General features: G+C 69.3%; 22 protein-coding genes. 12 read left to right on the top strand and 10 right to left on the bottom strand.

Going from position 1 to position 21,161, the window contains the following annotated elements; translation table 11 throughout:
• Positions 1-21: 21 nt before the first annotated feature.
• Entirely contained in the window at positions 22-699 is a 678-nt protein-coding gene (locus FBZ88_RS20350; RefSeq protein ID WP_145618990.1) for a GGDEF domain-containing protein, read from the bottom strand.
• 364 nt (positions 700-1,063) lie between these two features.
• Here FBZ88_RS20350 and FBZ88_RS20355 point away from each other — a divergent pair, with 364 nt between their 5' ends.
• Positions 1,064-1,984 (top strand): cell envelope integrity EipB family protein, encoded by a 921-nt coding sequence (locus tag FBZ88_RS20355; protein ID WP_145618991.1) that lies wholly within the window; start codon positions 1,064-1,066, stop codon positions 1,982-1,984.
• A gap of 21 nt (positions 1,985-2,005) precedes the next feature.
• On the opposite strand, the gene FBZ88_RS20360 is transcribed toward FBZ88_RS20355, so the two are convergent.
• On the bottom strand, positions 2,006-2,497 hold the full coding sequence (locus tag FBZ88_RS20360; protein ID WP_145618992.1) for a type II toxin-antitoxin system VapC family toxin: 492 nt from the start codon (positions 2,495-2,497) through the stop codon (positions 2,006-2,008).
• Entirely contained in the window at positions 2,497-2,718 is a 222-nt protein-coding gene (locus tag FBZ88_RS20365) for a type II toxin-antitoxin system Phd/YefM family antitoxin (RefSeq protein WP_145608332.1), read from the bottom strand. The genes FBZ88_RS20360 and FBZ88_RS20365 overlap by 1 nt, the downstream gene beginning before the upstream one ends.
• Positions 2,719-2,850: 132 nt before the next feature.
• On the opposite strand from FBZ88_RS20365, the gene FBZ88_RS20370 reads away from it, so the two are divergent.
• Positions 2,851-4,218: a cation:proton antiporter gene (locus FBZ88_RS20370; RefSeq protein WP_145618993.1), complete on the top strand. Its 1,368-nt coding sequence runs from the start codon at positions 2,851-2,853 to the stop codon at positions 4,216-4,218.
• A gap of 21 nt (positions 4,219-4,239) precedes the next feature.
• Positions 4,240-5,805 carry a tryptophan halogenase family protein gene (locus tag FBZ88_RS20375; protein WP_145618994.1) on the top strand — a complete coding sequence of 522 codons (1,566 nt, stop codon included), beginning with the start codon at positions 4,240-4,242 and terminating at the stop codon, positions 5,803-5,805.
• On the opposite strand, the gene scpC is transcribed toward FBZ88_RS20375, so the two are convergent.
• Positions 5,794-7,311, bottom strand: coding sequence for a succinyl-CoA:acetate CoA-transferase ScpC (scpC, locus tag FBZ88_RS20380; RefSeq protein ID WP_145618995.1), 1,518 nt, complete (start codon positions 7,309-7,311; stop codon positions 5,794-5,796). The genes FBZ88_RS20375 and scpC overlap by 12 nt on opposite strands.
• Before the next feature lie 317 nt (positions 7,312-7,628).
• On the opposite strand from scpC, the gene FBZ88_RS20385 reads away from it, so the two are divergent.
• The 4 genes from FBZ88_RS20385 (at position 7,629) to FBZ88_RS20400 (ending at position 10,744) form a co-directional block, all read left to right on the top strand.
• Entirely contained in the window at positions 7,629-7,985 is a 357-nt protein-coding gene (locus tag FBZ88_RS20385; RefSeq protein WP_145618996.1) for a hypothetical protein, read from the top strand.
• A gap of 210 nt (positions 7,986-8,195) precedes the next feature.
• Positions 8,196-8,384, top strand: coding sequence for a DUF1656 domain-containing protein (locus FBZ88_RS20390; RefSeq protein ID WP_088873598.1), 189 nt, complete (start codon positions 8,196-8,198; stop codon positions 8,382-8,384).
• Positions 8,381-9,316 carry an efflux RND transporter periplasmic adaptor subunit gene (locus FBZ88_RS20395; protein WP_411861217.1) on the top strand — a complete coding sequence of 312 codons (936 nt, stop codon included), beginning with the start codon at positions 8,381-8,383 and terminating at the stop codon, positions 9,314-9,316. Before FBZ88_RS20390 ends, FBZ88_RS20395 begins: the two co-directional genes overlap by 4 nt.
• Before the next feature lie 3 nt (positions 9,317-9,319).
• Positions 9,320-10,744 carry an efflux transporter outer membrane subunit gene (locus FBZ88_RS20400; protein ID WP_145618997.1) on the top strand — a complete coding sequence of 475 codons (1,425 nt, stop codon included), beginning with the start codon at positions 9,320-9,322 and terminating at the stop codon, positions 10,742-10,744.
• On the opposite strand, the gene FBZ88_RS20405 is transcribed toward FBZ88_RS20400, so the two are convergent.
• Together FBZ88_RS20405 and FBZ88_RS20410 are read right to left on the bottom strand one after the other, a co-directional pair.
• Positions 10,741-11,637, bottom strand: a complete 897-nt coding sequence (locus FBZ88_RS20405) for a LysR family transcriptional regulator (RefSeq protein WP_145618998.1) — start codon at positions 11,635-11,637, stop codon at positions 10,741-10,743. The genes FBZ88_RS20400 and FBZ88_RS20405 overlap by 4 nt on opposite strands.
• A gap of 9 nt (positions 11,638-11,646) precedes the next feature.
• Positions 11,647-12,555 (bottom strand): LysR family transcriptional regulator, encoded by a 909-nt coding sequence (locus tag FBZ88_RS20410; RefSeq protein ID WP_186464514.1) that lies wholly within the window; start codon positions 12,553-12,555, stop codon positions 11,647-11,649.
• 219 nt (positions 12,556-12,774) lie between these two features.
• On the opposite strand from FBZ88_RS20410, the gene FBZ88_RS20415 reads away from it, so the two are divergent.
• The 3 genes from FBZ88_RS20415 to FBZ88_RS20425 all read left to right on the top strand — a co-directional run bounded on the left by FBZ88_RS20415 (position 12,775) and on the right by FBZ88_RS20425 (position 16,824).
• Positions 12,775-14,649, top strand: coding sequence for an FUSC family protein (locus FBZ88_RS20415; RefSeq protein ID WP_186464515.1), 1,875 nt, complete (start codon positions 12,775-12,777; stop codon positions 14,647-14,649).
• 278 nt (positions 14,650-14,927) lie between these two features.
• Positions 14,928-15,311 carry a response regulator gene (locus tag FBZ88_RS20420; protein ID WP_040845322.1) on the top strand — a complete coding sequence of 128 codons (384 nt, stop codon included), beginning with the start codon at positions 14,928-14,930 and terminating at the stop codon, positions 15,309-15,311.
• A 64-nt stretch (positions 15,312-15,375) separates the two neighbouring features.
• Entirely contained in the window at positions 15,376-16,824 is a 1,449-nt protein-coding gene (locus FBZ88_RS20425) for a PleD family two-component system response regulator (RefSeq protein WP_145619001.1), read from the top strand.
• A gap of 57 nt (positions 16,825-16,881) precedes the next feature.
• On the opposite strand, the gene FBZ88_RS20430 is transcribed toward FBZ88_RS20425, so the two are convergent.
• Both FBZ88_RS20430 and rpmG read right to left on the bottom strand, forming a co-directional pair.
• Complete coding sequence (locus tag FBZ88_RS20430) at positions 16,882-17,652, bottom strand: glycosyltransferase family 25 protein (protein ID WP_186464516.1); 771 nt, start codon at positions 17,650-17,652, stop codon at positions 16,882-16,884.
• A 186-nt stretch (positions 17,653-17,838) separates the two neighbouring features.
• Entirely contained in the window at positions 17,839-18,006 is a 168-nt protein-coding gene (gene rpmG / locus FBZ88_RS20435) for a 50S ribosomal protein L33 (RefSeq protein ID WP_040845325.1), read from the bottom strand.
• A 337-nt stretch (positions 18,007-18,343) separates the two neighbouring features.
• On the opposite strand from rpmG, the gene FBZ88_RS20440 reads away from it, so the two are divergent.
• On the top strand, positions 18,344-18,595 hold the full coding sequence (locus FBZ88_RS20440; RefSeq protein WP_145619003.1) for a RebB family R body protein: 252 nt from the start codon (positions 18,344-18,346) through the stop codon (positions 18,593-18,595).
• 1 nt (position 18,596) lies between these two features.
• Positions 18,597-18,959: a RebB family R body protein gene (locus FBZ88_RS20445; RefSeq protein ID WP_186464517.1), complete on the top strand. Its 363-nt coding sequence runs from the start codon at positions 18,597-18,599 to the stop codon at positions 18,957-18,959.
• Between the two features lie 6 nt (positions 18,960-18,965).
• On the opposite strand, the gene FBZ88_RS20450 is transcribed toward FBZ88_RS20445, so the two are convergent.
• Positions 18,966-20,594, bottom strand: a complete 1,629-nt coding sequence (locus tag FBZ88_RS20450) for a S41 family peptidase (RefSeq protein ID WP_145619005.1) — start codon at positions 20,592-20,594, stop codon at positions 18,966-18,968.
• Positions 20,595-20,618: 24 nt separating this feature from the next.
• On the bottom strand, positions 20,619-21,002 hold the full coding sequence (locus tag FBZ88_RS20455) for a DUF983 domain-containing protein (protein ID WP_246138769.1): 384 nt from the start codon (positions 21,000-21,002) through the stop codon (positions 20,619-20,621).
• Between the last annotated feature and the right edge of the window lie 159 nt (positions 21,003-21,161).

The following is a 21,161-nucleotide window of genomic DNA, read 5'->3' on the forward strand; positions in this document are numbered from 1 at the left end:
GGCCCGCAGGGCAGGGCGGCGTCAAGCCGCTTTAGAAGCCGCCTTGGTCTGGTACATCAGCACGTCGGCGCGGTGCAGCACCTCATCCTCGCGGTCGTCGGCGCCGTAGGCCTGGCAGCCGAAGCTGGCCTTCAGCGGCAGGCTGTGGGTCTGCCAGTCCAGCGCCATCTGGTGCAGGGTGGCGGACAGGGCCTCGGCGCGCTGCATGCCCTGGTCGGGCGCCACGCGGGTCAGCAGCACGGCGAATTCATCGCCGCCCAGGCGGGCGACGATGTCCTGGGCGCGCACATGGTCGGCCAGGGTGCGGGCCACCATGCGCAGGTAGGCGTCGCCGGCCTGGTGGCCGTGCACGTCGTTGATGCGCTTGAAGCCGTCCAGATCGACCATCACCAGCACGCCGCCCCGGCCGCCGCGCCGCGCCCCCGCCAGCTCGCGCCGGAAGGCGATCTGGAAGCCGCGCCGGTTCAACAGGCCGGTCAGCTCATCCGTGGTGCTTAGCGTTTCCAGGTAGTCGATACGGTCGCGCTGTTCGGTGATGATGCGTTCCGCGTCCGCCAGGCGCATGGCCAGTTCCTGCACCAGCAGCTGGTTCAGGCTGGCCGCCGCCTCGGGACCGCGCAGGCCCACCGGCATCTGGCCCCGGGGCAGGGTCAGGTTGATGGCGGGCATCAGGGGCAGGGCGGTGTCCGGCGGGGTCATGGGCGCTACTCCGTTTGGGGCGTCGGGGATGACGCGTGACGGAGATCGCAAGGGGCGTGCCGCCGCATAAACCTTTGAAATTAAAGGATTTGCGTTTTGCAGCGGTAGGCTGCAGTCCAGCTGCGGCAGTTTTTGCCGACCCCCTTTCGGCAGATTTCACCGGCAATGTCTGCCCCCTATTCCAAAGGCTGGGGACCGGGGGCGACGACAGCGGCCGGCGGTGCCCGTATCACCGGAAGGGCCCGGGTGGGTGGCCGGCGTGCGGCGCCCTGTGACGACAAGAAGCTTGGCGTCGGCCCCCGGTACACGGCATGCTGAGAGTTCGGGCTTGGCCCGGGTTGAGGTAGCGAGAGTGACGATAAGAATGCGCGCACGTCTGGTGAGCATGGGTTTGGCGTCCCTGGCCGTTCTGGCCCTGCCGATGGCGATGGCTGTCGGCGCCACGCCCCCATCGTCGGCAGCCCCCGCCCCTGCGGCGCCGTCTGCCGCCCCGCCCACGGTCGCCCCCACCTCCAACGGTGGCCCCATGGCCGGTACGGTCATGGCGGTGGGCGCGCAGATGTCCCCCCATCGCGCCGCCTATCGCCTGACCCTGGCCTCCTCGCGTGAGGGCAGCCGCGTCACCGGCGTGGTCGGCGCCATGAACTTCGCCTGGAACGATGTCTGCCGCGGCTGGACCACGGAACAGCGCTTCCAGATCCGCTTCCTCTATTCGGAAGCCGACGACCAGGAGATGACCACCAGCTACACGACGTGGGAGGCCAAGGACGGCAGCGTCTACCGCTTCAACGTCCGCAAGCAGACCACCGGCCAACCGGATGAGGAAATGAAGGGGGTGGCGACCCTGAACGGCGAGGATGGGGGCGTCGCCCATTTCGAGAAGCCCAAGCCCCAGGACATTGAACTGGCGCCCGGCACCGTCTTCCCCACCGCCCACACCCTGCTGCTGATCAACCAGGCCCGCCACGGCGACACGCCGGTCTACGTCCGCCCCGTGTTCGACGGGTCGGAGGCGGAGGAGGCGGGCCCCGTCTCCGCCGTCATCGGCAAGGCCAAGCCCCTGGCCAAGGATGCCATCGTCGTGGCCGCCCTGCACAAGGACAAGGCCTGGCCGGTGCACCTGGCCTTCTTCGCCAACGACGAGCAGCAGGCGCTGCCCGACTACGACACCGCCATGATGCTGATGGACAACGGCATCGTGCAGTCCATGCTGATCGACTACGGCGACTTCAAGGTGCGCGCCGAACTGGTGGCGCTGGAACCCCTGCCCAGGCCCGCCTGCTGAGAGCCGGACCCGCCGTCGCGCTCAGAAGCGCAGGAACAGGCTCTTCAGCCACACCGGGCTGGTCTTGGCCGCCTGGCGCCAGTCGGCGATATCCTCCTCCGCCTCCCCGGCGGCGTAGCCCCAGGGGTTGAACACCTTCAGCCGGCCGGTGCGGTAGGCGGCGACGTTGGGCGTGACCACCGTCAGGCCGTGCACCAGGGCGGTGGCGGCCAGCAGGGCGTCGCGGTTGTTGGGCAGGGTGACGCCGGTGCGGCGCAGGGCCACGGCCGCGTCCACGGGCAGGATGCGCCCCTCGAACGCCACCATCACCCGGTCGTCCAGCCAAGCGCGCAGCGCCGCGCCGGCGGCCTTGTCCGTCCGCTCCGCCTTGGCGACCGACTCCGCTAGCTCCATCAGGCTGAGGGCCGACAGGAACAGCTGCTGGCGGGGAATATCGGCGGCCCAGGCGCGCACGCCGTCGTCCGCCTTCGCCCCGCGCAGTTCCAGGATGACGGGGGTGTCCAGCAGGAACATCAGGCGATGTCCAGGCGGGCTGGGGCCAGGGGCACGTCCTCGGGCATGGCCAGCAGATCGACGATGCTCTGCCCGTCGCCGGTAAGCCGCAGGAAAGTCTCGAAATTCATCAGCACATGGGTGGGGGTGCCGCGGTCGGTGATAAACACCGGCTCGCTCAGGGCCGCACGCTTGGCACCGCCCACGTCCTGGTTGAAATCCCGGCTGCTCATTGTGGCCATGTTGCTACATTTCCCGTCTTCAGAATGTTGCTACATTCCTACATATTTTATCTTTTGACAACGCCGGAAAGCCCACCCTAACCCTGGTATCGCTAACAAGCACAAAAGCTAAGAACAGGGTGGAATCGCGTCATGGCTTCCGATCTTTTTTCCGCCGACACGGTGCAAAACATCGTCGACACGGCGACCCACATGCTGTCGCCGCACGGCCCCAACGGGACCCTGACGCCGACGGATTTCAGCGTCCATTTCTTCCTGCAGATCACCGCCATCATCCTGGCCTGCCGCGTCGTCGGCTGGCTGGGGCAGAAGCTGCTGGCCCAACCCCAGGTGGTGGGTGAGATGATCGCCGGTGTGGTGCTGGGCCCGTCCCTGCTGGGCCTGCTGTTCCCCGGCCTCGCCGCCGAGCTGTTCCCCAAGGAGACCAAAAGCGTGCTGTACGTCGGCGCCCAGTTCGGCGTCGGCCTCTACATGTTCCTGGTGGGCACGACCTTCCGGGGCGACCATTTCCGCACCAACGGCAAGAGCGCCTTCGCCGTCTCCTTCTCCGGCATCGCGGCCCCCTTCCTGATCGCCGTGCTGATCACGCCCATGCTGCTGAAGGTGCCGGGCCTGTTCGCCGAGGGCCTGCCGCAGAGCCAGGCCACCCTGTTCATGGGCGCCTGCATCGCCCTGACCGCCTTCCCCATGCTGGCCCGCATCATCAATGAGCGCGGCCTCAACAACTCCGCCCTGGGCACCCTGTCCCTGACGGCCGGCGCCTTCGACGACGCCGCCTCCTGGTGTGTGCTGGCCATCGTGCTGGCCATCTTCGGCGCCGGCCCCGGGGTCGCCGTGCTGGCCATCGGTGGCGGTGTGGCCTACGCCCTGCTGGTCATCCTGTTCGGCCGCCGCCTGCTGGCGCCCCTGGGCCGCGCGGTGGAACGGCGGGGGGAGATGACGCACACCGTGCTGGCCATCACCCTGATGGTGTTCTGCCTGTCCGCCTTCATCATGGACGCGGTGGGCATCCACGCCATCTTCGGCGGCTTCATCGTCGGCACCGCCATGCCGCGCGGCAAGTTCGTGGAAGAGCTGAAGAAGAAGGTGGAGCCGCTGACCGTGGTCCTGCTGCTGCCCATGTTCTTCACCTACTCCGGCCTCAACACCCGCATGGACATGGTGAATTCCGCTTCGCTGCTGCTGATCGCCCTCGGCGTGCTGGTGGCCTCCATCGCCGCCAAGGGTGTGGCCTGCTACGCAGCGGCCCGCCTGTGCGGCGAGGACAACCGCACGGCGCTGGGCATCGGCGCCCTGATGAACTCGCGCGGGCTGATGGAACTGATCATCATCAACATCGGTCTGCAAAAGGGCATCATCGGCCCCACGCTGTTCTCTATGTTGGTGCTGATGGCCATCGTCACGACTATGATGGCGTCCCCGCTGTTCGAACTGGTCTATGGCCGCAAGGCCCGGCTGAGTGGTGAGCTGGGGGCCGTGCCGGAGCAAGCCCTGAGCTGAGTGGATGACCGAGCAGAGTTGATGACAGTCGAGCGAACCATCCTGATCGTCGGTGGCGGCACGGCCGGTTGGCTGGCCGCCGCCTACCTCGCCAAATACTTGGGCGTGCGTGAAGGGGGGCCGATCGGCATCACGCTGCTGGAGGCGCCGGACATCGGCATCGTCGGGGTGGGGGAGGGGACCTTCCCCACCATCCGCGGCACTCTGCGATTCCTGGGCCTGAACGAGGCCCAGTTCATGCGCGACACCTCCGCCACCTTCAAGCAGGGCATCCGCTTCGCCCGCTGGGTGGACGGGGGCGAGGACGACAGCTTCTTCCATCCCTTCGAGGCGCCCTTCCCCACGGATGGCGCCGGCCTGGTGCCCTATTGGCTGCTGCAGGACGGCGACCGCCGCCCGCCCTTCGCCCAGGCCATGACCTTTCAGCAGCAGGTGACCGATGCCCGGCGGGCGCCCAAGCGCGGGCCGGAGGGTGACTTCGAGGCGCCGCTGAACTACGCCTATCACTTCGACGCGGCCAAGGCCGCCCAGGCCCTGGCCGCTCGGGCGCGGGAGCTGGGCGTCCGGCACCTGCGGGGCACGGTGACGGATGTGGCGCTGGCGGCCGACGGCGCCATCGCCCACCTGGTCACGCGGGAATACGGGGCGATCGCCGCCGATTTCTACGTGGATTGCAGCGGTTTACGGGCGGAGCTGATCGGCCGCGCCCTGGGCGTGCCGCAGAAATCGGTGAAGTCCATCCTGTTCACCGACCGCGCCCTGTCCTGCAAGGTGCCCTATGAGGCGGCCGACACCCCCCTGGAAAGCTGCACCGTGGCCACGGCGCACGCGGCGGGCTGGACCTGGGAGATCGGGCTGGAGGGTGCCCGCGGCGTGGGCTGCGTCTATTCCAGCGACCACATGTCGGACGACGAGGCCGAGGAGGTTCTGCGCGCCTATGTCGCCCCTCACTTAGGCTCCGGTGTCGAGCTGGCCCCGCGAAAGACCGCCTTTGACGCCGGCTATCGCGAGACGCCCTGGGTCAGGAACTGTGTCGCGATCGGTCTGGCGGGCGGGTTCCTGGAACCGCTGGAGTCCACCAGCGTGGTGCTGATCGAGGTGGCGGTGGGCATGCTGGCGGAGCTGTTCCCCCATGACGGCAGATGGGACGCGCCGGCCGCCCGCTTCAACGAGCTGATGACCCGGCGCTTCGAGAACATCGTCAACTTCCTGAAGCTGCATTACTGCCTGAGCAAGCGGGAAGAACCGTTCTGGCGCGACAACCGCGATCCCGCCTCCATCCCGCCGGCCTTGCGCGACCTGCTGGCGCAGTGGCGCACCCGGCCGCCCAGCCGCTTCGACTTCGCGCTGGATCTGGAGGCCTTCGCCTTCTTCAACTACCAGTACATCCTGTACGGCATGGGGTTCGAGACCGACCTGTCGGCGGCCCGCGCCGCCTTTCCCCAGGCAGAGGCGGCGCAGAAGACCTTCGCCCGCATCCGGGCCTATGGTGACCACGCCACCAAGGACTTGCCCGCCCACCGGGCGCTGATCCGGCGCATGAACCAGATCAGCGCTCCGGATGGCCGGGTGGCCTCACGCCGATAGCGCTTCCGGCGTGGTTTCGGCCAGCATGCTGCCCGTTTCGCGCGCGCGGATGTGCCAGCTGAACGCCTCTTCCAGGACATGCGGGGTTTGGCCGCCCCGGGCCACGGCCCGGCGCACATAGTCGGCCATCTGCCCGCGATAACTGGGGTGCAGGCAGTTCTCCATGATCACCCGCGCCCGCTCCCGCGGGGCCAGGCCGCGCAGGTCAGCCGGGCCGCGTTCGGTGACGATCACGTCCACGTCATGCTCGGTATGGTCGACGTGGGTGACCATGGGCACGATGCTGGAGATGCGGCCGTCCTTGGCCAGCGACTTGGTGACGAAGACCGACAGCTGGGCGTTGCGGGCGAAGTCGCCCGATCCGCCGATGCCGTTCATCATGTGCGTGCCGTTGACGTGGGTGGAATTCACGTTGCCGTAGATGTCGCACTCGATGGCGGTGTTGATGGCGATCAGGCCCAGGCGGCGCACCACCTCGGGATGGTTGCTGACCTCCTGCGGGCGCAGGACGATGCGGTCACGGTAGCTGGCGATGTTGGGCATGACGCGGGCCATGACCGGTGCCGTCAGCACGATGCTGGAGGCCGAGGCGAAGGCCAGCTTGCCCGCGTCGAACAGGTCGAAGGCGCTGTCCTGCAGCACCTCGCTATACAGCTCCAGGTCGGTGAAGGGGCTGTCCTTTAGGCCGGCCAGCACGGCGTTGGCGATGGCGCCGATGCCGGCCTGCAGCGGGGGCAGGTGCCGGGGCAGGCGGCCGGCCAGCACCTCCTGTTCCAGAAAGGTGATCAGGTGGCGCGAGATGGCGGCGGTGTCGGCGTCGGCCGGCTGCAGGGTGGTGGCGCTGTCCGGCTGGTTGGTCACCACGATGGCGGCGATCTTGGCCGGATCCACCGGGATGGCCGGCGTGCCCACGCGGTCCGACGCCCGGGTCAGACCGATGGGCTCGCGCGCCGGGCGGCGCTTGGGGATGTAGATGTCGTGCAGACCCTCCAGATCCGCCGGCTGGGCCAGGTTGATCTCCACGATCACCTTGTCGGCCAGGATGGCGAAGCTGGCGGAATTGCCCACGCTGGTGGTGGGGACGATGGCGCCCGTCTCGGTGATGGCGGTGGCCTCGATGATGGCGCAGTCGAGATGCCCCAAAGCGCCGGACCGCAGCTGCTCCACCATTTCCGACAGATGCTGGTCGATGAACATGACCTCGCCCCGGTTGATGGCGGCGCGCAGGCGGGCGTCGGCCTGGAAGGGCAGGCGGCGCTTCAGCATGCCGGCGTCGGCCAGCATGCCGTCCAGGTCATTGCCCAGCGAGGCGCCGGTAAGCAAGTTGATGTGCAGCGGGTCGGTTCGGCCGCGATTGATCAGGGCCAGGGGGACGGCCTTGGCGTCGCCGGCGCGGGTGAAGCCGCTCATGCCCACCGTCATGCCGTCCTGGATCAGGGCCGCCGCCTGTTCCGCGCTCATGACGCGGTCGTGCAAGCTGCTCAGACGAATTCGCTCTCTAACCATGTTCTTGTCCGTTGTTCGTCACCGGCCGCCTGGGTGGCCAAGGACCCTTGGTCATTGCGGTCCCTGCGGCGTGCGGGCACCGAATATTTGGGGCCCTGCGCCGCTGCCCCTCCAATAGTTTCTCAAGGGCGCGACGATCACGGATTCTGATCGTGGGCCCGGGTCTCTGCCATATCGAATAGATATCGAAGATGCCATCTCGATATATTAGACGCACCGCAGCAGCCGGGCGCATAGTTCATCTCACCAACGACCGCGCCGACTGAAGGCGATGTACCTGACAGGACGCGGCCCGGTTGATTGATGGAGATGTTTGAATGTTCGCCCCGCTGAAGAATGTGTCCCGGAAGGTTGCCGTTGCCGCCGCCGCCCTGTCCTTCCTGGCCCTGTCCGCGCCGCTGGGCGCGAATGCCGCAGGCACCGAGGTGGTGGTGACCCCGGCGGTCAGCCAGGCTTGCCAGGCCATGGGCCTGCACCCGGCCAATTCCGACTTCGCCGCCTGCACCAACGTGCTGACCCATGTGAAGGGCGCGCATGCCCAGGTGTCGGCCCAGGTCGGTCGCGAGCAGCAGGCCTGTGCCGCCGCCGGCGCCACCCCCGGTTCCGCCGACTTCAATGCCTGCGTCGACAATCTGGACGCGGCGTTGACGGCGCAGGCCCTGTCGGCCAACTGACAGGGTCGTAACGGGGCGGGGGAGGACCAAATGGTCCAGGGGCGGCTGATCCGGTTCCGCCCCCCTCCGCCCCCTTCGTGACGGTGCCCGCCGGCCCCCCTCCCATCGGGTTGCCGGGCACCTCACGCTCAGGGAAAGGACGCGGCAAGGGGAGCACCCTCGGGCCGCGTCCTTTTCTTTTTCCACACTTCCAACGAGGTTCTTTCCGTCATGGCCGAATTGGATGTCGCCGGCATCTTCATGGCCCCCATTGTCGGCTATGTCGCCGCCACCCTGGTGCTTTTCCTGCTGCTGCGCGGCCTGCTGGCCCACCTGGGCTTCTGGCGCGCCGTCTGGCACCCCGCCCTGGTCGAGGCGGCCTTGTTTTCCATCCTGCTCGCCGGCCTGGTGCTGCTGTGAACGCCCGCCTCTTGATCCTGGTGCGTGCCCTGGGACGCGGGGCTTCCACCCTGGCCCTGGTGGCGCTGGCCATCCTGCTGATCGGCGCCCTCTGGCAGCGCTACATGCTGGCGCCCTGGACGCGCGACGGCCGCGTGCGGGCGGAGGTGGTGGACGTGGCGCCGGAGGTGCCCGGCACCATCGTCGAAATCCCCGTGCACGACAACCAACTGGTCCACAAGGGCGACGTGCTGTTCGTCATCGATCCGGTGCGGTTCCGCATCGCCCAGGCCCAGGCCCGCGCCGCCGTCGCCGCCGCGCGCGATGACCGGGCCCTGAAGCTCAGCGATGCGCAGCGCCGCCAGGGCCTGGCCGGCGTGGTGTCCGAGGCCGAGCAGGATCGGTTCCGCAGCACCGCCAGCGTGGCCAATGCCCAGCTGGACGCGGCGACGGCGGCGCTGGACCTGGCCAACCTGAACCTGGAACGCTCCATCATCCGCGCGCCGGTCAACGGCTACGTCACCAACCTGCGCCTGCGTGTGGGCGACTACGCCACGGTGGGCCAGCCCCGGGTGGCGGTCATCGACACCGACAGCTTCTGGGTCTCAGGCTATTTCGAGGAAACCAAGCTGGCCCGCATCCATGACGGCGACCCGGCCCGCATGAAGCTCATGGGCTACGCCGCGCCCCTGACCGGCCATGTCGAGACCATCGCCCGTGGCATTAACGACCGCAACAGCGCGCCCAACGCCTATGGCCTGCAGGACGTGAACCCGGTCTTCACCTGGGTGCGGCTGGCGCAGCGCATCCCCGTGCGCATCGGCATCGACACCGTGCCGCCCGGCGTGGTTCTCGCCGCCGGCATGACCTGCACCGTGTCGGTGGGGGATGAGGCGGCACGTCCGCAGGGCGTCGTGGGCCGGGTGCTGGCCCGTCTGGAATCGAGGATCTGAGCCATGATCCGCCGTAAGGCCCTGGCCGCCCTGATGCTGGGCGGCATGGTGTCCGCCTGTTCCGTGGTCGGCCCAGACTACAAGCCCGTGCCGCTGGACGATTTGCCCAAGGGTTGGACCGAACAGCTGCCGCCGGCGGCCGGCGTGGACGCCATGCGCGCCTGGTGGGACAGCTTCGGTGATCCCACGCTCAGCCGCCTGGTCCAGGTGGCCATCACGGATAACGAAGATTTGAAGATCGCGCGCCAGCGCCTGGTGCAGGCCCGGGCAGCGCGGGTCATCGCCAAGTCCGCGGATCTGCCGGACGTGCGGCTGGGTATCGATCCGGCCCTGCAACGATCCAGTGAAAGTGTGGATTGGCCGGCCGGCATCGGCAGCTATCACACCTGGCAGGCGGAACTGGACGCGACCTGGGAGATAGACGTGTTCGGGGGTACCCGCCGGGCGGTGGAGGCGGCCGACGCCGACATCGCCGCGACCGAGGAAGGCCGCCGCGCCGTCCTGGTCAGCCTGCTGGCGGAGGTGGCGACCGATTACGCCCGCCTGCGCGCCGCCCAGCTGCGCCTGACCATCGCCCGGAACAACATCGACGTTGCCACCAAGGCCCTGGACCTGGCGCAGCGCGCCTATCAGCGCGGCCTGGGCACGGTGCTGGACATCGCGCAGGCCAAGGCGCAACTGGAGACGGTGCAGGCCGCCACCCCGCCGCTGGAAGCCACAGTGGCGCGCATGAGCCACGCCATCGCCATTCTGCTGGGCCGCTACCCGGGGGAACTGGAGGCGGAATTGAGCCAGCCGGCGCCCCTGCTGTCCCTCCCCGACAGCCTGCCAGTGTCCGTGCCGTCCGAGGTGGTGGCCAACCGGCCGGATATCCGCCAGGCCGACCGGCGCTATGCGGCGGCCACCGCCCGCATCGGCGTGGCCACCGCCGCCAGCCTGCCCCACTTCGCCATTCCGCTGACCCTGCTGCCCCAGGCGGCCGACCTGGGCAAGCTGTTCAGCCTGGCCAGCCTCACCTATTCCCTGGGGGCCCAGGTGACGGGCCCCGTCTACAACGGCGGCCGCGACGACGCCCGCATCACCATGGCCAAGGCGGAGGCCGAGGCCGCGCGCATCAATTATGAGCGCACGGTGAAGGAGGCGCTGCGCGATGTTGAGGACGCGCTGGTGAATTATCAGACGGAAACCCGGCGGCAGCAGACCCTGGCCGCCGCCCGCGACGACGCGGGCCAAGCCCTGGATCACGCCACCCGCCTGTACAGCGCCGGCCTCACCGACTTCCTGAAGGTGCTGGACAGCGAGCGCCAGGCCTACCAGGCGGAGGACCGGGAGGCGGAAAGCCGCCTGGCCCGGGTGGAGCACGTCATCACGCTCTACAAGGCGCTGGGCGGCGGCTGGCAAGGCGTCGATCTTGACGGGGCCGATTAGGCCTCCGCCGCCGCGCCGGCCAGGCTGACGAAGGCCCGCACCGCCGGTGCCGGATCCTGGGGGCGGTGGGCCAAGGCCAGGGTGTACTGGATGTTGGCATCGGCCAGGGGGCGATAGACCACGCCCTCCACGGCCAGCCAGGCGATGGACCCGGGCAGGAGCGACAATCCCAGGCCGGCGGCCACCAGCCGGACGGTCAGCGATATCTGCGGCACCGACTGCACCACCTGGGGGGTGAAGCCATGGCGGCCGCACAGGTCGTCGATCAGGCTGCGCAGCTCCGCCGCCCCGGCGCGGTGGTGCAGCACCATGGGCTCCGTCGCCAACGCCGCCACCGGGATGGCATCCAGTGCCGCCAGCGGATGGCCGGCCGGCAGCGCCGCCACCAGGCTGTCCGGCCGCAGGGGCAGCACCGTCACCCCAGACGGCAGGCTGAGCGGCGGCAGGCGGACGAAACCGATGTCCAGGGTGCCGGCGGCGATGGCGGCCAGCTGCGGCCCCACCGCCATTTCCACCAGGTGCAACTCCACGGCCGGATGGCTGCGCCGGAAATCACGCAGCACCGCCGGCATCAGGGCGCCGACACCCGCGGAGCCGACGAAGCCCACCTCCAGCTTGCCGACTTCTCCCCGGCCGGCCAGGCGGCCGATGGCCTCCGTCCGCGCCGCCTGCTCCAAGGTCTTGCGTGCCTCCGCCAGCACCAGGGCGCCGGCGTCGGTCAGGCTGATGCGGCCGCGCGCGCGATTCAGCAGGGGCGTGCCGATCTGCCGTTCCAGGGATTGAATCTGCTGGGTCAGGGCCGGCTGGACGATATGCAGCCGCTCGGCCGCCCGGCCGAAGTGCAGTTCTTCGGCCAGCAGGACGAAGGAACGCAAGAGTTTCAGTTCCAGCATGGCCGTGCCTCAGGGCGTGGGGGTGGTGCGGACGGCGGCGGCGCGCCGCGCCTGGGTGACCAGCGCTCGCACGGCGGCCGTCCCTTCGTTGGCGCGGTAGACCAACATGATGGGGGCCGTGTCATAGCCGCCCTTCAGGTCCAGCAGACGCACGCCTTCCAGGCGCATGTTGCGCATGCTGTCGGGGGCCAGCGCCACGCCCAGGCCCGCCTCCACCAGGTTCAGCAAGGGGGGGAAGGCCGGCACCTCCTGGACGATGCGGGGGCTGAACCCTGCCTCGCGGCAGGCGGCGATGATGATGTCATAGATGTTGGGCCCGGCCGTGCGCGGGATGATCAGGAAATCCTCATCCGCCAGTTCCGCCAGGTCCAGGGCGGCGGCCCCGGCCAGGCGGTGGCCCATGGGCAGGGCGGCCAACAGCCTTTCCTCGACCACGGCATAGGTGGTCAGGCCCGGTATTTCCGCCGTCCGGCCCCGCACCAGGGCCACGTCCAGGGCACCGTCGCGCACGGCGTCGGTCAGCTGGCCGAAGTCGTTCAGCTCCAGCGTCAGCTGTACCCCCGGATGCTGATCGCGGTAATCGCGGATCAGCCGGGCGATCCAGGGATGGGCCGTGACCGACATGCTGAGGCCCATGCGCAGGCGGCCCTTGTCGCCGCGCGCGACCTGCCGCGCGTTGGCCAAAGCCTGGTCTATGTGCGCCAGGATGACCTTCGCGTCCTGCAGGAAGGTGGCGCCGACGGCCGTCAGCTCCACGCCGCGCGACAGGCGATGGAACAGGGGGCTGCCGATCTCCCTTTCCAGCTGCTGGATCTGCTGGCTGAGCGGCGGCTGGCGGATGCCCAGCTTTTCCGCGGCCCGGGTGAAGTGCAGTTCCTCGGCGACGGCGGTGAAATAGCGCAGGTGGCGGATGTCCAAGGCGGCGCGTCCTGTCGGTTTTGGATATCGAAAGGCATCCAGCCATATATTGGACCGTAGGTGGGGGTGTGGAGCATCATCCAAATCGATGAACTGGCTGGCGTTCCGCTCATGGGAACGGCCGGCGCCCTTCCTTTGGCGTTTCCACCCGTGCCGCTCGCCTTCCCAATACGGTCTATCGCCACCCTGGTTCCCAGCCGGGGGGCGTTGGGCCACGCCGTGCGTACGGCGGTTGCGGCCCTGCTGGCCCTCTACCTTGCCTATGCCCTCCAGCTGGAAAGCCCGCAGACGGCGGCGGTGACGGTGCTGATCGTCAGCCACCCCATGAGCGGTGCCGTCATCGCCAAGAGCGTGTGGCGCATCGCCGGCACCCTGGTGGGGGCGGCGGCGGCCTTGGCCCTGATGGCGGGCTTCGGCCAGTCGCCGGAAGCCTTCCTGCTGCTCTACAGCCTATGGCTGGCGGGCTGCGTGGCGCTGGCCACCCGCCTGCGCCGCTTCCGGTCCTACGCCGCCGTGCTGGCGGGCTACACCCTGGCCCTGGTGGCGCTGGGGGCCGTGGACGACCCCTTGCGCACCTTCGACATCGCGGCCGCCCGCGTCGCCGCCATCGTCGTGGGGGTGCTTGCCAAGATGACGGTGTCGGGCATCGTCTGGCCGGTGACCGCGGCCCGGCGGCTGGACAGCCGGGTGGGCCGGGTCACCGCCGCCGTGACCGGCGCGCTGGCCCAGGACCTGACCCAGGACCTGGCCGGCGCCGGCGCGCCCGGCCGCCACCGGGACCTGTTGGCGGAGCTTCAGGGACTGGACGACCTGGCGACCTACGCCGCCGTCGAGTCGGTCGCCTTCCGCCGCCAGGCCGACGGCGCCCGGGTCGCGGCCGCCGCCCTGTTTGGCCTGCTGGCCCGGGTGGATGCCGCCCGGCGGGCGCTGGCCGTGCTGCCGGCCGCCGGGCCGCTGCTGGCTTGCCTGACGCCGTTGGGCGCGGGCGACGGGCCGGCCTTCCGCGTGGCCGCCGCCGCCGCCCGCCGCCGCTTGCGCGCCGCGTTGCGCCTGGCCCGCCGGTCGGCCGATCCGGCGTCCATCGCGGCGGCCCACCAACTTGGGGAAATGCTGGACCTCATGGTGCAGGTGGCGGTGGCGCGCGACCCCACGCGACGCCTGTCCTTCACCCTGCCTGAGCCGGCGGATGGTCCCCTGGGCAGCGCGATCATCGCCGCCCTGCGCACCCTGATTTCCGTCGGCCTGGCGGCGGGCTTCTGGGTCGCCACCGAATGGCCGGCCGGCACCGTCATGGTCAGCTGGACCAGCGCTTTCGGCGCCCTGCTGGCCAGCCGCGCCAACCCTGAACAGGTCAGCCTCCAGGTGTTCCGCGCGGCTCTCTGGGCCGGGCTGTTGGCCCTGCCCATCACCTTCCTGGCGCTGCCCGCCTTGTCGGAGTTCTGGGGCCTGTCCCTGGTGCTGGCGCCGGTCATCCTGGTGGCCGCCTTGATGTCCCAGCGGCCTGGGCGCGGTGACTTCGGCGCCTTCATGCCCCTGCTGTTCCTGACCCTGGTCGCGCCCACCAACCCCATGAGCTACGACCTCCAGGGCTTCCTCAACGCCTTCGCCGCCATCGTGCTGGCCGCCGTGTGGATATTGCTGACCTACCGGTTGATCCTGCCGGTGGACGGGCGGGGGGAGGTGCGGCGCCTGCTGGGCAGCTTCACCGCCAGCGTGCGGACGCTGGCCGGCGGCGCGGCCCCCCCGGCGGACATCGCGGCGTGGGAATATCGCCATCATCACCGGCTGGCGCGGCTGGCGGCATGGGGCGGGCGGGGGGACGACCGTGCCTTGGCCACGGCGCGCGCCCGCATGGACGTGGGCCGCGCCCTGATCGCCATGCGGGCCCTGTTGCCCGCCCTGGCGCCCCAGGATCGCCGCCGGGGCGACGCGGTCATGCGGGCACTGGGGCGGTTGGTCGAGGAGCCGGCGCGCCTGGCCGCCTTCGCGCGGCGCGCCGGGCGGCGGCTGGAGATCGCCGCCGCCGACGCGTCCGGTCCCCGGCGTCACGGCCTGCTGGATCTGGCCGCGTGGTGCCGGCAGCTGGCCGGCTGAGACCCAGGGTGGGCGCTTCGGCTGGCCGATTCACGGATTCGCCGGCGCTGTGAATGACAGCGCTGCCGATTCTCCCTGGTTTAACCAGATTTCCGGATTACCTGTTGGAGGGGCAGGGGCGCCACGGGGGTACCCACAACGCCTAGAACAGGAGAATGGCGCCGCCATGGCGACGCGACATCGAACAGCGGGGGCGTAACCCGCGAGTGCGCCGGATGCCGGTTGTACCCGCCCGGCTTGTCCCTTAGTGTAGCCGCCACATCGTCATGGACCACCTCATGGCCACGGTTGCCGCCGCAAAAAAATGTGTCCTCATCGTCGAGGACAACGAGCTGAACATGAAGCTCTTCAACGACCTGCTGGAGGCGCACGGCTATCGCACGGTGCAGACCCGCGATGGCGGCATGGCCGTGGAACTGGCGCGGACACACCGTCCGGATCTTATACTTATGGACATACAGCTTCCGGAGCTTTCCGGTCTGGACGTGACGCGTTGGTTGAAGGAGGATCAAGAGCTTGGGTCGATCCCCGTCATCGCCGTCACGGCCTTCGCCATGAAGGGTGACGAGGAGCGTATCCGGGAAGGCGGTTGTGATGACTACATCGCCAAACCCATCTCGGTTGCCACTTTCATCCGGACAGTTCGGCGCTTTCTGGATTAGGGTGCGCAGTAGTACCTTGGAATAAGCCGCGTCTTCCCCCGACGCGGCCGGAATAAGTGGTGTCATGTCGGCTCGCGTCCTGGTCGTTGATGATGTCCTGCCCAACGTCAAGCTGCTTGCGGCAAAGCTGACGCGCGAGTACTTCGACGTCATCACCGCCAGCAGCGGGCCGGAGGCGCTGGAGAAGATCAAGGCGCAGGCGCCCGACATCGTCCTGCTGGACGTCATGATGCCCGGCATGGATGGCTTCGAGGTGTGCGAGCGCATCCGCAGCGACCCCGCCATCATGCACATCCCCGTCGTCATGGTGACGGCCCTGTCCGACATCGCCGACCGCGTGCGGGGGCTGGAGGCCGGCGCCGACGACTTCCTGACCAAGCCGGTGAACGACGTGGCGCTGTTCGCCCGCGTGCGCTCGCTCGTCCGTCTCAAGATGATGATGGATGAATGGCGCCTGCGCGAGAGCACGTCCGGCCAGCTGGGCATGCTGGTCTCCACCGACAGCATGCACAACCAGTCGGCGGAGGGCGCCAACGTCCTGGTGGTGGAGGACAGCTCCATCGACCTGGACAAGATCACCGAGACGCTGGGCCGCGACCGGGGCCGCGTGGTGGCTGCCGACACCTGCGCCACCGGGCTGGAGCGGGCGCTGGCCGGCGACTTCGACTTCATCGTCATCAGCCTGACGCTGATGCGCGAGGATGGCCTGCGCCTCTGTTCCCAGCTGCGCTCGCAGGAGAAGACGCGCCAGGTGCCCGTGCTGCTGGTGGCCGACGAGACCGACATCGATCGCGTGGCCAAGGGCCTGGAGCTGGGCGCCAACGACTATCTGATCAAGCCCATCGACCGGAATGAGCTGATGGCCCGCGCCCGGACCCAGATCCGGCGCAAACGCTATCAGGACCGGCTGCGCGCCAATTATGAGCAGAGCCTGTCGCTGGCCCTGACCGACAGCCTGACCGGCCTGTTCAACCGCCGCTACCTCAGCGCCCACTTGCCGCGCCTGCTGGACCGGGGCGGGGACAACCACAAGCCGGTGGCGGCCCTGCTGTTCGACATCGACCATTTCAAGGTGGTGAACGACACCTACGGCCACGGCGTGGGTGACGAGGTGCTGAAAGAAGTGGCGCTGCGCGCCAGCCGCAACCTGCGCAACTTCGATCTTGTGGCCCGGCTGGGTGGCGAGGAATTCGTCGTGGTCATGCCCGACACCGACCTGGCCGCCGGCGTGCTGGTGGCGGAGCGCCTGCGCCGCCGCATCGGCGAGACGCCGTTCAACGTCACCACCGACGGCGGGGAGATCACGGTCACCATTTCCGTCGGCGTGGCCGTGGCCGCGGGCGCCTTGAGTCCGGACGGCCGCATGGAGACAGGCGACAGCCTGCTACGCCGGGCCGACATGGCGCTGTATGAGGCCAAGCGCGCGGGCCGCAACCGCGTGGTGACGGACAGCAGCCTGGACGCCGCACCGCTGAGCCACGCGGACGCGCCGGATCTCAGCCTGCCACGCTGATTTTCCCCCAAGCGCCGGACGCCGCCAGCCTTGATCGCTTCGGGTTAAGGGGGATGTTCAGCCCCGGTACAGGCGCTTGCGCACGCTGTCCGACAGGCGCTGCCAGCGGCGGGCCACCTGGATGGCCAGGGGCTGGCCCTCATGCCGGCCGGCGGGCCGGGCACCAATGCGCGAGTCCATGTCGGTGCGCTGACGCACGGGGATGGGGCGGACCAGGTAGGGGGCGATGCCGTTGTCCCAATAGCGGTCCATGGTCTGGTCCACCGGCATGAAGATGCGCCGGCCGTAGTCCAGCATGCGCCGGGCCCCATCCAGGCGGATGAGATAGGCGCCGAAACCCAGGACGTGGGTGCCCAGGCGCACCAGCTCGCCATCGCGCAGGGCCTTGACCGTGCGGCCGCGGAACTTGGGCGTCTTGGGTTCCCGCACGCGGGGGCGCAGGGATTCCAGCCGCACCACCTGCCATTCCGGCGCCGGATCGGCCAGCAGATCCTCAACGATGCGGGGCAGGGCCGGACTCAGCTCCACATCGTCTTCCAGGATCAGGGCGGCGGGGATGTTTTCCCGCACCATGCGCTCATAGAGGCGATAGTGGCTAAGGTAGCAGCCGATCTCCGTGTCCAGCATCTCCACGCCATAGACGCGCAGCGCCCGGGCGCGGTCATAGACGGCGCGGTCGGCCTCGCTGAGCGCGCGGCCGTTCACCGCCGCTATGAACTCCACCGCGAGCCCCAGGCGCGTACATTGCTCGGTCATATGCGCGCGCCGCACCCCGTCATGCTCAAGGTTGATGACGAAGATGGGGCAGGGGGATGGGGAGGCGGCCATGGGGGGAGGGTCCCAGGGTTCTGGGCGCCCAAGGGAAGGCCGGACGCCAGGCATGCCAATAGGAAAGGGCCGCTCCAGGAGCGGCCCTTCGCCTGACCAGTGTCCTCATGCTCCGGTCGCTCGCCGCCAGCCTTGCGGGCGGGACGTGCTTTCCGGAACGGCGCGCCCGATACGGGCGCGCGGGACTTACTTGATCTTGGCTTCCTTGAACAGCACGTGCTTGCGAGCCACCGGATCGTACTTCCGGAACTCCAGCTTCTCGGTCGTCTTGCGCGGGTTCTTCTTCTTCACGTAGAAGAAGCCGGTTTCAGCGGAGCTGATCAGACGGATCAGCACGGTATTCTGCTTGGCCATGACCTTTAATCCCACCTACGACAACCCCGTTCGGTCGCCAACTCGGCGGGTCGGGGGCGGTCAAAAACAATTCCGTACCGTGGCCCTCAGGGGCACGGCGTCGCGGCACTTTAGTCAGCGGCACCTGAGAGTCAAGGCCAAAGAGCCATACGCTCCGGGAACGACGGTTGGGACAGGGGATGCGCGCCGTGCATGAGGCCCTCGCCACCCTGGGTAGCCGGCCGCGGTCAGTGCGATGCCGCCGGCTGGGGAACGCGGCACTACCATGGGGGATGTGCAATATATATAATGCTCCCTGTGCGTGTAGTTCGACGCATCACGAGAAGAGGAGTGGGCCATGGCATTCCCCACCGCGGTCAACGATCAGATCACTGATTCGGTCACCCAGGCCAATACCAAGGTGATCGATCCGGCGCCGCCCCAGGCGATCGGCCAGGTCATGCAGGCGCTGGCCCATTCCACCGGCATCCTGATGGAAAACGCCGTCTCGCAGCAGCAGCAGCAGGCGATATTGGCCCAGGCCGCGACGACGCAGGGGGTCACCCTGATTTATGGCGCGGGTTCCCCGTCCAAACCGGTGGAGGGCTGACATGGCGGTGGAAGCTGTAGCGGACACGGGCGCCACCGATTTTGACCTGGCGACCACCGTGCCGCCGGCCCCGACGGGTTCAATATCCGCTCCGGCCGAGGCGATCGCGGTCGTCACGACACTCCTGGCCCAAGCCATCGGCCTGGCCATGCAGAACGTCGTGTCGCAGCAGCAGGCGCTGAACACCGTGAACAACGCCATTACCGCCAAGGCGTTGAGCCTGGTGCTGGCCGCCGCTGGCGAGACGCCACCCAAGGCCTGGCTGGACGAGGTGGCGGCGCTGAAGCCTGTGGACACGACGGTGCAGCAACTGGCGGCCCTGGGCGGCCTGGCGCGTGAGTTCGGCCTGCTGCCGCGGCCTTAGCCTTACTTAGGGCCGCCCTTCCGTCGCCGGCTGGTCGGCCAGCAGCGTCTGGCCCGCGAGCTGAGCCCGGCGCAGCAGGGGAGGGCTGGTCAGCAGGGTCTCCGCCACCGTCAGGTCCACCGGCGCCGGGCGGTTGCGCTCTGCCGGGCAGGCCGCGGGCGTGCCGGCGGGCCGGGCTTGCGCGCGCAGGGGGGCCAGGATGGCGGCGGCGTCGGTCAGGCCGGCGGTGCACAGGGCGGGCGCCAGGCCGTGGTGGTCGAACATGCGGCCGGCCGGCGTCAGGATGCGCGACCAGGTAATGAACAGCTCCCCCCCGTTGGGCAGGGGCGCCACGGTCTGCACCACGCCCTTGCCGAAGCTGGTGGTGCCCACGTCCAGGGCCCGGCCGCTGTCGACCAGGGCGCCCAGCACGATCTCGGCGGAGGAGGCGGTCTGCCCGTCGGCCAGCACCACCAAGGGGGCGCCGTCCAGGATGTCGTCCGGTGTGGCGTCGTAGTGCTGCACGCTGTCCGGATGGCGGCCCACGGTGTTCAGGATGGGACCGCTGGTGATGAACAGGTCGGCCACGGCCACCGCCTGGTCCAGCAGGCCGCCGGTGTTGCCGCGCAGGTCCAGCACCCAGCCGGTGGGCCGGCCTAGGCCATCGGCGTCGCGCAGATGGCGGATGGCGGCGGCCAGGGCGTCGGCGGTGCCGGCGTTGAAGCGGCTGACGTGCAGCACGCCCACGGCACCCGCCCGCTCCGCCGTCACGGTGGGCAGGATGATGCGCTGGCGGCCGATCAGCACCGTCACCATGCCGCCGGTCCGGGACACCCGCACCGGCACGCCGGTTCCCTCCGGTCCGCTCAGGCGGGTCATGACGGCCTCCACCGTCATGGCGGGGCCGCCCCCGCCGGTGGCGTCGATGGGCACGCCGCCCACGGCGGTGATGACGTCGCCCACCAGCAGGCCGGCGGCGGACGCCGGGCTGCCCGGGGCCACGGCGATGATGCGGAAGCCGCGCGGCGTTTCCTCCAGCGTCACGCCAATGCCGACATAACCTTCGCGGCGCGACCGTTCCGTCCGCGCCGCCGCCGGCACGGAATAGCGGCTGTAGGGGTCGAGGTCGGCGGTGCCGCCCTCCAGCATGGCGCGGAACAGGGTCTCCCGCGTCTGGTCGCCGGGACCGGCCTCCGCGCTTTGCGCCACCGTCCAGTCGGTGGTGAGGGCGGCCAGGTGGGCCCAGGATGCCGCGTCGTGGCCGGCGGGTAGGGCGAAGGTGCGCGGCGCCCGCCGGGCCACCGCCAGGGTCACGGCCCCGCCCCCTGGCTGCATCGTCACCGTCAGGTCGGGCACGACAACGCCGGCGTGGACCAGGCCGTCCATCACCAGGCGGCGCATGTCCACCGGTTCCAGGTACAGCTCGTCGATCTTGCCGTAGGCGCTTTGGTAGAATTGTTCGGCGGTGACGCTGCCGCGATCTCCCGGGCCGCCGGCGCAGGCCGCCAGGGCCAGCGCGCCAGCCAAGGCCGTCACCGTCCGGGCCAGGGCGGCGCCCCGGCGGGTGCGGTCAGGCCTGACGTGGGCTGGCCTGATATGGGCGGGCCCAATATGGGTGGAGCGGGCGCGGTGTGCCCGGCATGTGGCCTGGGCCACGGCGCCTCCCGGTTTGTTGTTCCCCTAGCCGCGGATGCCCATGGCCCACTGCACGCCGATCACGGCCCCTTTGAACAGGGGCAGCAAGGCCAGCGACAGGCCCACGGTCAACGGCCCCCACAGGGCCGCGTGGACCCAGAGGGCGGGGTGGAAATTCTGTTCGACCGCCAAGGCGGCGCCGACCACGATATGACCGACGACGAAGATGGTAAAGTAGGGCGGCGCGTCGTCGGCGCGGAATTTGCCCAATTCCAGGCCGCAGTTGGTGCAGACCGGCGCCACCTTGGTATAGCCCACGAACAGGGTGTGGGCGCCGCAGTTGGGGCAGCAGCGGCGGATGCCGCGCATCATGGCCGTGCCGGCCATGCCCTTGGGCGGTGCGATGATTTCCTCGTGCGTGTCCGTCATGGTGTCCTCCATCTCGGCGACGCTGGCCTCGCGGACTGCCCTCGGATGCGGGTCAACAGGGGGGACGGGGTCGGTCGTCATGGCCTAGATGATGGGTACGGCCCGGGCCATGGTCCAGACGCGTTTCACAGGGTACAGCCCTGCTATCTACACTTGTTG

It is taken from the genome of Nitrospirillum bahiense (assembly GCF_007828025.1).
GTDB classification, from domain to species: Bacteria; Pseudomonadota; Alphaproteobacteria; order Azospirillales; family Azospirillaceae; genus Nitrospirillum; species Nitrospirillum amazonense.